Genomic DNA, 12443 nt, shown 5'->3' on the forward strand with positions numbered 1-12443 from the left:
CAGTCCACCTTCCCCGAATTGGCCATGGATGGCGATTCCTTCCACGCCACAGAGTGTCATGAGTCAGGCCACTACCACCACTGGGGGACCACTTGCTCACCAACGGACTCGTACGACGACTGTTCCAGCTCTACGCCGGCCTCGCCCTCTACGGCTTCAGCTCGGCCGTGCTCGTCCGGGCCGGTCTGGGGCTGGAGCCGTGGAACGTGCTCCACCAGGGCCTCGCCGAACTCACCGGTCTGTCGATCGGCGTCGTGCTGATCATCCTGGGGGCGGTCGTGCTGCTGCTGTGGATCCCGCTGCGGCAGCGGCCGGGCCTCGGCACCGTCTCCAACGTCGTGGTCATCGGGATCGTCATGGACGGCTCGCTCGCCGTCCTCCCCGAGGCGCACACCCTGGCGGTGCAGGTGCCCCTGCTCGTGGTCGGCGTCGTCCTCAACGGCGCGGCCACCGGCCTCTACATCGCGGCGCGGTTCGGACCGGGGCCGCGCGACGGGCTGATGACGGGGCTGCACCGGCGGACCGGCCGCTCGATCCGGCTGATCCGGACGGCCGTCGAGATCACCGTGGTGGCGACGGGCTTCGCCCTGGGCGGCACCATCGGCGTCGGCACCCTGCTGTACGCGGTGTCGATCGGACCGCTCGCCCAGTTCTTCCTGCGGGCGTTCGCCGTGCCCACGGCATCCGGCGGCAGCACGGTCGTTGCCACGGGGTCATCCCAGGGAGCGATACTTCGTCCGTGACCGTCCTCATACGCCACCCGTACCTCGACCATCCGGGGCCCATCCCGTTCGCGCACCGCGGCGGGGCCGCCGACGGCCTGGAGAACACCGTGGCGCAGTTCCGGCGCGCGGTCGACGCGGGCTACCGCTACATCGAGACCGACGTCCACACCACGCGGGACGGCAGGCTCGTCGCCTTCCACGACTCGACGCTGGACCGGGTGACCGACGGGGCCGGCCGCATCGCCGATCTGCCGTGGGCGGACGTGCGGCAGGCGCGCGTACGGGGCGAGGAACCGGTTCCTCTCTTCGAGGAGCTGCTGGAGACCTTCCCCGAGGTGCGGTGGAACGTCGACCTCAAGGCGGAGCCCACGCTGCTCCCCTTCCTCGATCTCATCGGAAGCGCGGACGCCTGGGACCGCGTCTGCGTCGGCTCCTTCTCCGAGGCGCGGGTCGTGCGCGCGCGGCGGCTGGCCGGACCGCGCCTCGCCACGTCGTACGGCACCCGGGGGGTGCTCAACCTGCGGCTGCGGTCCTGGGGCGTGCCCGCGGCGCTGCGCCGGTCGGCGGTCGCGGCGCAGGTGCCGGAGACGCAGTCGGGCATCCAGGTAGTGGACCGCCGCTTCGTGCGCGCCGCCCACGCGCGCGGGTTGCAGGTGCACGTGTGGACGATCAACGAACCGGATCGGATGCACCGGCTCCTGGACCTGGGGGTCGATGGCATCATGACCGATCACATCGACACGTTGCGCGAGGTCATGGAGGAACGGGGCGTCTGGGTCTGACCCCGGCGAGCCCGGATCGGCCGCCGAAGTCAGGCACTCCGGCGGTCCGGCAGCCCGGCAGTCCGGCGGTCCGGCGGTCCGGGGCACCTCGCGCGGCGCGGCATCTTCTGCGGGGAAGCGAGGGCACGGGTGGGCACCGACACCGTGCGGTCGGCTGCGTCGGACGACGCGGCCGGACGGCGGCGCGAGCAGCGCGGCTGGTATTTCTACGACTGGGCGTGCTCGGTCTACTCGACGAGCGTGCTCACCGTGTTCCTGGGGCCGTACCTGACCTCGGTCGCCAAGAACGCGGCGGACGCCGAGGGATACGTCCACCCGCTGGGCATCCCGGTCCGCGCGGGCTCCTTCTTCGCGTACTCGGTGTCCCTGTCGGTGATCGTGGCCGTGCTGGTGATGCCGCTGGTGGGCGCAGCCGCCGACCGCAGCGGGCGCAAGAAGCCCCTGCTGGCCGCGGCGGCCTACACCGGGGCAGCCGCCACGACCTGCATGTTCCTCCTCGGCGGCGACCGCTATCTGCTGGGCGGCGTGCTGCTCGTGGTGGCGAACGCGGCCCAGTCCGTGGCGATGATGCTCTACAACTCCTATCTGCCGCAGATCGCCCCGCCCGAGGAACGCGACGCGGTCTCCTCGCGCGGCTGGGCCTTCGGATACGCGGCGGGCTCGCTGGTCCTGGTCGTGAACCTGGTCCTCTATCTCGCGCACGAATCCTTCGGCGTCTCGGAGTCGACGGCCGTGCGCATCTGCCTGGCGGGGGCCGGCCTGTGGTGGGGCGGCTTCGCGCTGATCCCGCTGCTCCGGCTGCGCGACCGCCCCACGGCGGCGCGGGCCGAGGGGGCGGCCACCGCGGGGACCACACCCGGACTGCGCCAGCTCGCGGCGACGATCCGCGACATGCGCCGCCATCCGCTCACCCTCGGCTTCCTCCTGGCCTACCTCGTCTACAACGACGGCATCCAGACGGTGATCTCCCAGGCGTCGATCTACGGCTCGGAGGAACTCGGCCTCGGGCAGTCCACGCTCATCGGGGCCGTCCTGCTGGTGCAGGTGCTGGCCGTGGCCGGGGCGCTCACGATGGGGCGTCTGGCCCGCAGATACGGCGCCAAGCGCACGATCCTCGGTTCGCTGGTCGCCTGGACGCTCACCCTCGGCATCGGGTACTTCCTGCCGGCCGGGGCCCCGGTGGGCTTCTTCGTGCTGGCGGCCGCGATCGGGCTCGTGCTGGGCGGCAGCCAGGCCCTGTCCCGCTCCCTGTTCTCCCATCTGGTGCCGCCCGGCAAGGAGGCCGAGTACTTCTCCGCGTACGAGGTGAGCGACCGCGGGATGAGCTGGCTCGGGCCGCTGCTGTTCGGGCTCACCTACCAGCTGACCGGGAGCTACCGGGACGCGATCATCTCGCTGGTGGCCTTCTTCGCGCTCGGCTTCCTGCTGCTCGCGCGCGTGCCGGTGCGGCGTGCGATCGCCGAGGCGGGGAATCCGGTACCCGAGAAGATTTAGCGTTCAAGGCGAAAGGGCGGTAGTGTACGCGTTTGGCCTGCCAGGCGTACCGTTACTGCGCGTCAAAGATGCCGAAACGCTGGGTGACATCTCCTTGCAGATGTGACAAACCGGGCGCTGGTGGGTACTGCACTGGTTGACAAGGCTGCGGCCATGACGGCGACACATGACCCGGAACGGGACACGGAACGGGAATCTTTACCGCCGACCGGACGTTGACCGGATGACGACGACAGCGACACCTGTCCTGTGGGCGACAAGCCCGGGAGGCACGATTCATGAGTGAGCGAGCTCTTCGCGGCACGCGCCTCGTGGTGACCAGCTACGAGACGGACCGCGGCATCGACCTGGCCCCGCGCCAGGCCGTGGAGTACGCATGCGAGAAGGGGCACCGCTTCGAGATGCCCTTCTCGGTCGAGGCGGAGATCCCGCCGGAGTGGGAGTGCAAGGTCTGCGGTGCCCCTGCACTCCTCGTGGACGGCGACGGCCCAGAGGAGAAGAAGGCCAAGCCCGCGCGTACGCATTGGGACATGCTGATGGAGCGGCGGACCCGTGAGGAACTCGAAGAGGTCCTCGAGGAGCGGCTGGCCGTTCTGCGGTCCGGGGCGATGAACCTGGCGGTGCATCCCCGCGACAGCCGCAAGTCCGCGTGACCCTGCGGGGCTAGGGCACGGATTACAGCGCACGGCAATGACCGCGGGCGCCGCACGTCTGACTGACGTACGGCGCCCGCGGTCGTTGTGTGTACGCGCCCGGGCGGGGCCCGCTCAGGGGTTCTCGTCCCTGATGACCTCGCCCTGGACCACCTTGCCGTCGGGGCGGTGGATGCGGGCCTGCTGGGCCTGCTGGAAGGCGTCGCCCAGGACGCCCGAACCGGCCTCGCGGAGCTTGCGGTCCACGGTGCGTTCCGCGTAGCGGCTGAGGGACTTCTGCACGGGCGGGAGCAGCAGGAGCAGCCCGACGGCGTCGGAGATCAGGCCCGGGATCATCAGCAGCAGACCGCCGAGCATCATCAGACCGTTGCCGCCGCCCCGGGACGGAGCCGTGCCCCGCTGGATCGCCTCGTTCAGGTTCTGGAAGGCGCGTCGGCCGGCCCGCTTGATGACCACCGTGCCGAGGACGAGCCCCGTCACGAGCAGCAGGAAGACCGCGTACCCGCCGGCCGCGCCCGCGACCACGGTCAGCAGCCAGATCTCCAGCACGAGCCACGCGGCGAAGCCCAGTGGCAGGAACGTCCGCAGGCGGGAGCGCCGGGGGCGGGGCTGCTGTACGGGGTACGCGGGGGTCGGAGCGCCAGTCGTCATGGTCCCAGTGTGCATGGACCCGGCTCAGAGCGGCGTAAGCGGACGATCAGCCGTTCTTGTGCGGGGGCCGTGACTCGTCCGAGGACTCCGCCGAAGTCTGGGGCTGCTCCAGCTTGTTCGGCCTGCCCGCGAGTTTGCCGACGCGCTCCCCCACGCCCCACGCCGTGACCCGCCACAGCGCCTCCACCAGGATGTCCCGGCTCATCTTCGAGTCGCCGTGTTCGCGCTCGACGAACGTGATGGGCACCTCGACGACATGGAACCCGGCCCTGACCGCGCGCCGGGCGAGGTCGACCTGGAAGCAGTACCCCTGGGAGGCGACCTCCGCGAGGCCGAGGCCCTCCAGGGTCTCGCGGCGGAAGGCGCGGTAGCCGCCGGTGATGTCGCGCAGCGGAAGGTCCAGGGCCAGCCGGGAGTAGAGACTGCCGCCGCGGGAGATCATCTCGCGGGACTTCGGCCAGTTCACGACCCGGCCGCCCGGCACCCAGCGGGAGCCCAGGACCAGGTCGGCGCCCTTGAGCGCGGTCAGCAGACGGGGCAGTTCCTCGGGCTGGTGGGAGCCGTCGGCGTCCATCTCGATCAGCACGCCGTAACCGTTCTCCAGGCCCCAGCGGAAGCCCGCGAGGTAGGCGGCCCCGAGGCCCTCCTTGCCCCTGCGGTGCAGGACCTGGACCTGGTCGTCCTGGGCGGCCAGCTCGTCGGCGAGCTTGCCGGTGCCGTCGGGGCTGTTGTCGTCGGCCACGAGGACGTGGGCCTCGGGGACGGCCTTGCGCACCCGGCCGACGATGGCCTTGATGTTCTCCGCCTCGTTGTAGGTCGGAATGATCACCAAGGCCGTGCCGAGCGGGCCGAACTGCCTCCCCCGGTCCCGTGCCGCGAGAGTCCCGTCGCCGTCGTTCACTGCTGCCCCTTCGAGTCCGTACGCAGGGGACCACCATAGTGGCCGCCGCCTGCGATGACGCGACGGGACGTTCATATGGTGGTGTCGTTTTCCGAAGATCGGGGTAAGTACGCGCTTTTCGGCACATCTCCCGGAGCCCGTACGACGAGCGTACTGCGTACGGGTGAGTCCGCGGTGTGCTGCGGATGGGGGCCCGGCGCCCTTCGGGCCGACCTGGGGCCCGCTGGCTGCGGGTCGACCGAAAGCCGTTGTCTACTGAGCGCCCGGGCCCCACCCGGGTCACACCTCCCCGACCGGCCGGAGCGTTCCCTCGCGCGCGGCGCGGGCGCTGTGCCTGGCTCCCAGTGACGGCGACCCGGCGGGGCGCACCGTCCCTGACCCAGCGGCGCCGCGGCGAGTGCGCGAACGTTCGCCGGCGGGGCGTCCGGTGGTGGACCCGGCCGAACCTACCGGCCCCCCGCCGTCGGCTGTCAACAGCCGTTCCACCTGCGGGTCTCCGATCAAAGCCCTGGTCAGCGCGGAGGCGGAACGGCTCGTGCGGCGGCGCGCCGGACGGGTGATCTTCCCCGCTCCGCCCGTCCGGATCACTCGCCCGGCCGTACGAACACCGTCCGACCCGCGACCACCGTGCGCAGGCATACGGGCAGGTCGGCGCCGGGTGTCAGGTCGGGCAGGCCCGGGGTGCCGGAGCGGGGGTCGGTGGACCAGCGGGCGACCCGGTCGTCGGGGGCCTGCACGACCAGCCGGTCCGTGCGCCACACCGCGTAGTCCGCGGGCGCGCCCGGCACCAGGACGCCGGCGTCGTCGCGCCCGACGGCCCGCCAGCCGCCCCGCGTGTGCGCGGTGAACGCGGCGCGGACGGAGATCCGGTGCTCGGGGGTGCGGTGGAACGCGGCGGCGCGGACCGTGCCCCAGGGGTCGAGCGGGGTGACGGGGCTGTCGGAGCCGAGGGCGAGCGGCACCCCGGCGCGCAGCAGGGCGGCGAAGGGGTTGAGGGTGCGGGCCCGTTCGACGCCGAGGCGCTGGGCGTACATGCCGTCCTCGCCGCCCCACAGGGCGTCGAAGGCGGGCTGGACGGAGGCGGTGAGGCCGAGTTCGGCGAACGCGGCGATGGTCTCCGGGGTGAGCATCTCGGCGTGCTCGACGCGGTGGCGGGCGGCGCGGACCCGGGCGAGGCCGGCCTTCTCGGCGGCGGCGCGCACCCCGTCGACGACGGCGGTGACGGCGGCGTCGCCGATGGCGTGGAAGCCCGCCTGGAGGCCGGCCTCGGTGCAGGCGACGACGTGCGCGGCGACGTCGGCGGCGTCCAGGTAGGCGGTGCCGGTGTGGGCGGCGTCGGTGTAGGGCCCGTGCAGACAGGCGGTGTGGGAGCCGAGGGCGCCGTCGACGAAGAGGTCGCCGGCCGCGCCGAGCGCGCCGAGTCCGCGTGCCTTGGCCACGCCCGCCTCGCCCTGTTCGGCCCAGTAGCCGACGACCCGGGGGCCGGGCTCCCCGGCGGCGAGCCGCAGCAGGCCGGTGAAGTCGTCCTCGGAGGAGATCTCCGGGCCGGCGCACTCGTGGACCGAGCCGATGCCGAGGGAGGCGGCGTGGGCGAGGGCGGTGCGCTGTGCCTCGGTGCGCTGCCCGGCCGTCACGGCCGCGAACGCGGCGGCGCGTACGGCGTGGTGGGCGTCGGCGGTGAGCGGGCCGTCCTGCGGGCCGGCGGCCGCACCGGGGGTCAGGTCCAGCAGGGCCGTGGTGACGACCGCCGAGTGGACGTCGATCCGGGACAGGTACAGGGGACGGCCGCCGGTCGCCTCGTCCAGCTCCGCGCGCGTCGGGGGGCGGCCGCCGGGCCAGCGGGAGGCGTCCCAGCCGTGGCCGAGCAGGACCTTGTCCTGCGGGCGGGCCGCGGCGAACTCCCGTACCCGGGCGAGGGCCGCCGCCAGGTCGGGGGCGGTCGACAGGTCGAGTCCTGTCAGGGCGAGGCCCGTGGCGGTGGTGTGCACATGGGCGTCGGTGAAGGCGGGGGTGACGAGGGCGCCGTCCAGGTCGACCACCTCGTCGACGCCGTCCGCGAAGGCGTCGGCCGCGCCCTCGGAGCCGACCCAGGCGACCTGGCCGTGCTCGACGACCATCGCGGTCGCGAACGGGTCGGCGGGGCTGTGGACCTCTCCGCGGCGGAGCAGGACGGTCTGCGGCTCGGGCGTGCGCTCACTCATGGGGGACAGTCTCGCGCCTCCCCACACCCGCCCGGCACGCGGACCCCTCGCGCCCGCTCGCCGCCCGGCACGCAGCCCGCTCACCGCTGGGCCCCCGGCACCGCCCGGCCGGTCGCCCCGCCGCCGTCAGATCCGGGGCGGCCGGGCCTCGTACGGCGTGGACAGGGCGACCGTCGTCCGGGTCGAGACGCCCGCGAGCGCGCGGAGCCGGCTCAGCAGCTCCTCCAGTTCGTGCGGAGTGGCCACCCGCACCTTGAGGATGTAGTTCTCGTCCCCGGCCACGCTGTGGCAGGCCTCGATCTCCGGCACGCCGGCGAGGCGGTCGGCGATGTCGTCGGGGGCGCTGGGATCGAACGGTTTCACCGAGATGAAGGCGGTCAGGGGCAGCCCGATCGCCTCCGGGTCCACCACGGCCGCGTAGCCCCGGATGACGCCGCGCTGTTCCAGCCGGCGCACCCGCTGGTGCACGGCCGACGTGGACAGGCCCGTGGCCTTGCCCAGATCGGTGTAACTCATCCGCCCGTCCTTGACGAGCAGCTGCACGATTTGTCGGTCCAGCTCCTCCATGGCGCAAGAACCTACAGTGCGCCCGAACCCCTCGTATACCTATACAGCCCAGGTCATAGCCGGTTTGTGATGTGCCGGAGGGCGCCGAGGGGGAAGGGTGGGAGGATGAGGGGGCGGGCATCTGCGTTTGGCATGTGACGAACACCACAGCGTAGGTCAAGGCTTCGTGACGGTCTCGTGATTACCGCGCAGACGCGCAGGGAAGTGCTTGCTGTGGTCGAGGCCGCAGTGCCTTCACGGCCCAGCCCGAGGGGGAGAATCCCATGCAGAGTCTTAAGCGCCCTGGTCGCACCGTGCCCAAGCGGCTCCAGCCGGTCGCCGTCGAACCCGAGCCGGAGGGCGTCGAACCCGACGACCTCACCGACGAGTTCGACGCGTACGACACCTTCGAGATGTACCGGGTGATCTGCCCGGACTGCGCGCAGCCCATCGCGCTGCTGGCGGACGAGGAAGTCCTGCCGGAGCACGCGCTGTGCGCCTCGCCGTGGAACCCGTTCGGGCTCACGGTCTGTGCCGGCACGGGACGCGCGGCGGCCGAGGCCCGCGCCGCGGACGAGTCCGCCGAGCCCCAGGAGCAGGACACCGCGCTGCTGTTGACGCTCCCTCAGGGGCTCGACTGGCGTACGCAGCCGTTCTCGCACGTCGGCGGGCCGGGCTCGCGCCCGATGCGTGTGCAGGTGCTGCGCCGCCAGGCGGCCTGAGCTTCTTCGTCCTTCGGCCGGCTCAACTCCCGTAGTCGCCCTGCACCATGGCCCGCAGACTGCCGTGGTGCAGGATCAGCGTGTCCGGGTCGGCCGGCACGGCGGCCTCGCCGAAGTGGACCCGCCGGTAGGCGACCCGCAGCATGACGATCGCCTGCCGCAGCGCGGCGTACAGCGTGTGGAAGTCCATGTCGCGGGGGGTGTGGCCGGTGAGCCGCGCGTACCGCTCCTCAACGCGTGCGCGGCGCAGGAAGCCGGGCAGTCCGCGTCCGCCGGAGGCGACGGTGAGGTCCTGGAAGAAGCGGTGCAGGTAGATCGTCCAGGCGAGGTCCACCTCGCGCGGGGCCGGCGCGGCCATCTCCCAGTCGAGCACGGCGGCGGGCTCGAACCCGTCGTAGATCACGTTTCCGATGCGGGCGTCGCCCCAACTCAGCACGGTCGGGCCGGGGTCGCGCGGCCAGAGGTCCGCGAGCCGGTCGAAGGCGTCCTCGATGAGCGGTGAGCGCGCGACGCCGTCCACCACCCAGTCGTAGTAGGCGCGTTGGGCGGCCACATGCCGGCGCAGGGTGTCGCCCTCGCCGGGCGGTGCGAGGAACTCGGTCTCCTGCGACGGGACTTGGTCGTGCAGCCGGGCCAAGAGGCTGATGGTGGAGGCCTCCAGGCGCTCCCGCTCGGCGTCGCTCGCCGCGTGCAGCCAGTTGCCCTCGTAGGTGTAGGGCATGACGTCCGGAGGGACGCGGCCCGCGACCCGTTCCATGACGAAGAACGGCGCGCCGAGCGGCGCGGGGTCCTCCTCCAGCCACAGGACCCTCGGCACGGGCAGGTCCGTGCGCTCGGCCACCAGTCGCATGGTGCGGTACTGGCGGGCCATGTCGTACACCGGGAAGACCGTGTACGCCGACGGGTCCGCCGCGAGCCTCAACGCGCAGGCGCGCACCGGTGGTTGCGGGTGCTCGATGTCGAAGAGCAGGGTCTCGCTGGACATGCCGTTGGACGCGGGCACCGTGACGGCGACGGCCTCGGCGCCGGGCAGCCGGGCGCCGAGCCAGTCGGTGAGCCGGCGGGCCAGCTCCTCCGGGTCGCGGGTGGTGGTGCGGGGCCGGGGTGTCATGCGGTCGCCGCCCTCACGGCGCGACGGAGTCGAAGCCGGTGAATCCGCTCGGGTCGTGCCGGCCGAACGAGCCGTGCTCGAAGACGCCGTGGCCGACCTGGCCGTCGAGGCGGAAGCGGGCCGCGTGGTCGGTGACGCCGTAGGCGGCGCGGGCGTGCGGCCGGGTCAGGTCGTAGGTGCGGCGGTCGGTCCAGTTGGGGCCGTTCCAGACGCCGTGCTGCCAGTCCTCGGCGGGCGGGTAGCCGGCGCCGACGGCGAGCGGGGAGGAGGTGAGGATCTCCGCCTCCAGCTTCAGCGGCCGACGGACGTCGCCGAGGTGGACGAGGGCGCGCTCGGGGTGGCGGGTGCCCGGACGGTAGGTGATCTCGGCCTGGGGCCAGCCGAGTTGACGGTCGCGGCGGCCGGGGCGGACGAGGGTGGCGTCGTTGAGGGAGCGGTGGCCGTCGGCGTCCTCCTGGATGACGACCATCAGGAAACGGTCATCGAAGCGGACCGGGCACCAGATCCAGTGGAACCCCTCGGTGGGGTGGTCGTGGGCGAGCCGGCCGCCGTCCTCGCCGGGGACGGGCCGCACACCCCAACTGCGGTCTCGGGTACCGGTCCAGGCGCCGGCAGTCAGCCGGATCTCCTCGCCGCCCGCCCGTATCCTGCCCACGCACCGCCCGGCCTGCACGAACCGCTTCCCCTCCAACGTCAGCCTGCCGCCCCTGCGTTGCTGGTGGTGCGGCTCCCACAGGGCCGGGAAGTCCGCCGACCAGTGGATGTCGTACGACAGCCCGTCCGGGTCGGCCGGGTCCGCGGCGCAGCTCAGCACGAAGTCGCGCAGGGGGCGCTCCACGGCGATGCGCAGGGGGCCGACCTCCAGGCGGGTGCGGTCGTCGCCGAGGGCGTCGGAAGCGCGGACGGCGTGCAGGGTGCCGCCGAGGCGCAGGGTGGCGAAGGCGTCGATCACCCCGAGGTTGGGGTAGACCCCGAGACCGGCGATCAGCAGGGCGCGGCCGTGGTGGTCGAGGACGTGGAAGATGCAGCGGTCGTAGGCGTTGCGGTCTCCCGTCGCGACGTGCTTCATCGACAGGGGCACCTGGTGGACGGGGTACTCGTCGAGCGGCACGGGACGGTCGTCGGCCATGAGCGCACCTCCCTGGCAAGGGATTTGACGGTACGTCAGACAGGGGGCGGCGGCCAGGGGCGGGACGGCGCGGAACGGGGGCCGTGACCTGAGGCCGCCGGTGTGCGTTGCCCTGGTATGACCCCCAGCTACACGGCGGCACCCGGGCGGCACCGCCAGCTGTTCGTCCCCGCGCCGACGGGTTCGGTCCCGCCGGCCCCGCCGGCCCAGCAGGACCCGCCGATCTACCGTGAGCTGATGCGGGTATGGGCCGACCGGGGCCGCACCCTGCCCGGGCGGCACGACCCGGAGTGGGTACGGCTGGTGGCCCCGCTGGTGCGGCCGGGGCAGTTCAGCGGATCTCCGGACCCACTGGGTGACGGGCGATGACCATCCGCTGGATCCGGTTGACGCCCTCGACGATCTGTAGGGCCTTCGCCTCGCGCAGACAGCGTTCGACGGGGAAGTCGGCGGTGTACCCGTATGCCCGCGGGAGGGCCCTGCCGCACGAGGGGCGGAGGATCGCCGTAATTCTCCGCCCCTCGCACGTCATACGTCATACGTCAGCCTTCAGGCGTCAGGCGTCTCCCCTACGGGCCGGCTCGGGGGCGGGGAAGGCGGGGTCGAGTTCCTCGATGGCGCGCAGCGCGCCGCCCAGGGTCCGCACCAGGAGTTCGCGCATGGTGGCGCGGGACAGCTCCTCGGGGCGGTCGATCCAGTCGAGGGTGGCCCCCTCCACGCTGCACACCCACGAGAGCAGGCCCATTCGGGGCAGCGCCGGGATGTCGCTGCGGCCGTAGGCGCCCTCGGCGATGGTGGCCACCATCGCCTCGCGCACGCCGTCCCGGATGCCGTGCACCTCGGCGTCGAAGCCCACGCCGCCGCTCACGATCGTGCGGTAGGCGGCCTGGTGGTGCTCGGCGAAGCTCAGGTAGCTGTCGATCGTGCGGTGGACCCGGTCCACCTGGGGCAGCTCCAGGCCGCTCGCGGCGAAGGAGACCAGGTCGGCGACGGAGTCCTGGATGATCGCCAGGTAGTAGCCGCGCTTGGACTGGAAGTAGTAGTAGATCAGCCCCTTGGCGACGTGCGCCTGCCGGGCGATGTCGTCCATCGAGAGTGCGTCGTAGGACGTGTCGGCGAACAGCTTCCGCCCGATGGCGATGAGTTCGGCGCGCCGCGCGAGTGAGCGCTCGGTGCCGCGCGCCCGGGGACGGGCGGCGTCACGCTGTTGACTGATATTCAATTTCGACCCTGGTCTCCAACGGTCGGCGGGACGACGTCAGTATGTCAGGCCGAAAGGTGCGTCAGGTCACAGCGTCCGGGAGATCGCGGCCACCCGGTCAGAGCAGTCCGAGCTGGGTCACGAGCATCGCCACGACCGCGACGAGCACCCAGCCCATGACGTGCTCGACGATCTTCGGGCCGTCGTCCTGGGGGCCGCCGGTGCGGGTGCGGGCGGCGGTCGCCGCGTGTGCGCTCATGGTGTCTCTCTGAGGTCGGGGGTACAGGTCCGGTCTGTCCACCTTGCCACCGGTCAGGGCTTTTGCGG

General features: G+C 72.5%; 14 protein-coding genes and 1 pseudogene. 6 read left to right on the forward strand and 9 right to left on the reverse strand.

The window, feature by feature from the left end:
• Positions 1 to 92: 92 nt before the first annotated feature.
• From ACFYX4_RS36885 to ACFYX4_RS36900, 4 genes are all read left to right on the forward strand, one after another.
• Positions 93 to 743 (forward strand): YitT family protein, encoded by a 651-nt coding sequence (locus ACFYX4_RS36885; RefSeq protein ID WP_389343333.1) that lies wholly within the window; start codon positions 93 to 95, stop codon positions 741 to 743.
• Complete coding sequence (locus ACFYX4_RS36890; RefSeq protein ID WP_389343336.1) at positions 740 to 1507, forward strand: glycerophosphodiester phosphodiesterase; 768 nt, start codon at positions 740 to 742, stop codon at positions 1505 to 1507. Before ACFYX4_RS36885 ends, ACFYX4_RS36890 begins: the two co-directional genes overlap by 4 nt.
• 129 nt (positions 1508 to 1636) lie before the next feature.
• A complete protein-coding gene (locus ACFYX4_RS36895; protein ID WP_389343339.1) occupies positions 1637 to 3001 on the forward strand; it encodes an MFS transporter in 1365 nt (454 codons plus the stop codon).
• 278 nt (positions 3002 to 3279) lie between these two features.
• A complete protein-coding gene (locus tag ACFYX4_RS36900; protein WP_020128921.1) occupies positions 3280 to 3654 on the forward strand; it encodes an RNA polymerase-binding protein RbpA in 375 nt (124 codons plus the stop codon).
• A gap of 114 nt (positions 3655 to 3768) precedes the next feature.
• Here the strand turns inward: ACFYX4_RS36900 and fxsA are convergent, their stop codons facing one another.
• The 4 genes from fxsA to ACFYX4_RS36920 form a co-directional block, all read right to left on the reverse strand.
• The gene (gene fxsA / locus ACFYX4_RS36905) at positions 3769 to 4305 is read right to left on the reverse strand and encodes an FxsA family membrane protein (RefSeq protein WP_389343342.1); all 537 of its coding nucleotides are present in this window, start codon (positions 4303 to 4305) and stop codon (positions 3769 to 3771) included.
• A gap of 46 nt (positions 4306 to 4351) precedes the next feature.
• A complete protein-coding gene (locus tag ACFYX4_RS36910; RefSeq protein WP_389343345.1) occupies positions 4352 to 5206 on the reverse strand; it encodes a polyprenol monophosphomannose synthase in 855 nt (284 codons plus the stop codon).
• A 584-nt stretch (positions 5207 to 5790) separates the two neighbouring features.
• Positions 5791 to 7407 carry an amidohydrolase gene (locus ACFYX4_RS36915; RefSeq protein ID WP_389343348.1) on the reverse strand — a complete coding sequence of 539 codons (1617 nt, stop codon included), beginning with the start codon at positions 7405 to 7407 and terminating at the stop codon, positions 5791 to 5793.
• Positions 7408 to 7533: 126 nt separating this feature from the next.
• Positions 7534 to 7974 carry an Lrp/AsnC family transcriptional regulator gene (locus ACFYX4_RS36920; RefSeq protein ID WP_389343351.1) on the reverse strand — a complete coding sequence of 147 codons (441 nt, stop codon included), beginning with the start codon at positions 7972 to 7974 and terminating at the stop codon, positions 7534 to 7536.
• 263 nt (positions 7975 to 8237) lie between these two features.
• On the opposite strand from ACFYX4_RS36920, the gene ACFYX4_RS36925 reads away from it, so the two are divergent.
• Entirely contained in the window at positions 8238 to 8675 is a 438-nt protein-coding gene (locus ACFYX4_RS36925) for a hypothetical protein (RefSeq protein ID WP_389343354.1), read from the forward strand.
• Positions 8676 to 8697: 22 nt separating this feature from the next.
• Here ACFYX4_RS36925 and ACFYX4_RS36930 read toward each other — a convergent pair whose 3' ends face one another.
• Together ACFYX4_RS36930 and ACFYX4_RS36935 are read right to left on the reverse strand one after the other, a co-directional pair.
• Positions 8698 to 9786, reverse strand: a complete 1089-nt coding sequence (locus ACFYX4_RS36930) for a phosphotransferase family protein (protein ID WP_389343357.1) — start codon at positions 9784 to 9786, stop codon at positions 8698 to 8700.
• 13 nt (positions 9787 to 9799) lie between these two features.
• Entirely contained in the window at positions 9800 to 10915 is a 1116-nt protein-coding gene (locus tag ACFYX4_RS36935) for a hypothetical protein (protein WP_389343360.1), read from the reverse strand.
• 117 nt (positions 10916 to 11032) lie between these two features.
• Here ACFYX4_RS36935 and ACFYX4_RS36940 point away from each other — a divergent pair, with 117 nt between their 5' ends.
• Positions 11033 to 11284, forward strand: a complete 252-nt coding sequence (locus tag ACFYX4_RS36940; protein ID WP_389343363.1) for a hypothetical protein — start codon at positions 11033 to 11035, stop codon at positions 11282 to 11284.
• On the opposite strand, the pseudogene ACFYX4_RS36945 reads toward ACFYX4_RS36940, so the two are convergent.
• The 3 genes and pseudogenes from ACFYX4_RS36945 to ACFYX4_RS36955 form a co-directional block, all read right to left on the reverse strand.
• Positions 11247 to 11378: pseudogene (locus ACFYX4_RS36945) on the reverse strand (acyl-CoA dehydrogenase family protein); the annotation flags it as partial. The gene ACFYX4_RS36940 and the pseudogene ACFYX4_RS36945 sit on opposite strands and share 38 nt — an antisense overlap.
• 93 nt (positions 11379 to 11471) lie before the next feature.
• Positions 11472 to 12137 (reverse strand): TetR/AcrR family transcriptional regulator, encoded by a 666-nt coding sequence (locus tag ACFYX4_RS36950; protein ID WP_389343366.1) that lies wholly within the window; start codon positions 12135 to 12137, stop codon positions 11472 to 11474.
• A gap of 97 nt (positions 12138 to 12234) precedes the next feature.
• Complete coding sequence (locus ACFYX4_RS36955; RefSeq protein WP_389343369.1) at positions 12235 to 12375, reverse strand: SCO1431 family membrane protein; 141 nt, start codon at positions 12373 to 12375, stop codon at positions 12235 to 12237.
• Positions 12376 to 12443: the final 68 nt, after the last annotated feature.

The organism is Streptomyces sp. NPDC002328, assembly GCF_042890065.1.
GTDB lineage: Bacteria > Actinomycetota > Actinomycetes > Streptomycetales > Streptomycetaceae > Streptomyces.

What these genes read in the sequence shown, in the direction of transcription:
- ACFYX4_RS36900 (WP_020128921.1), top strand. Translation starts at nt 3,280, where the DNA reads ATGAGTGAGCGAGCTCTTCGCGGCACGCGCCTCGTGGTGACCAGCTAC.
- fxsA (WP_389343342.1), bottom strand. Translation starts at nt 4,305, where the DNA reads ATGACGACTGGCGCTCCGACCCCCGCGTACCCCGTACAGCAGCCCCGC.
- ACFYX4_RS36915 (WP_389343348.1), bottom strand. Translation starts at nt 7,407, where the DNA reads ATGAGTGAGCGCACGCCCGAGCCGCAGACCGTCCTGCTCCGCCGCGGA.
- ACFYX4_RS36920 (WP_389343351.1), bottom strand. Translation starts at nt 7,974, where the DNA reads ATGGAGGAGCTGGACCGACAAATCGTGCAGCTGCTCGTCAAGGACGGG.
- ACFYX4_RS36925 (WP_389343354.1), top strand. Translation starts at nt 8,238, where the DNA reads ATGCAGAGTCTTAAGCGCCCTGGTCGCACCGTGCCCAAGCGGCTCCAG.
- ACFYX4_RS36930 (WP_389343357.1), bottom strand. Translation starts at nt 9,786, where the DNA reads ATGACACCCCGGCCCCGCACCACCACCCGCGACCCGGAGGAGCTGGCC.
- ACFYX4_RS36935 (WP_389343360.1), bottom strand. Translation starts at nt 10,915, where the DNA reads ATGGCCGACGACCGTCCCGTGCCGCTCGACGAGTACCCCGTCCACCAG.
- ACFYX4_RS36940 (WP_389343363.1), top strand. Translation starts at nt 11,033, where the DNA reads ATGACCCCCAGCTACACGGCGGCACCCGGGCGGCACCGCCAGCTGTTC.
- ACFYX4_RS36955 (WP_389343369.1), bottom strand. Translation starts at nt 12,375, where the DNA reads ATGAGCGCACACGCGGCGACCGCCGCCCGCACCCGCACCGGCGGCCCC.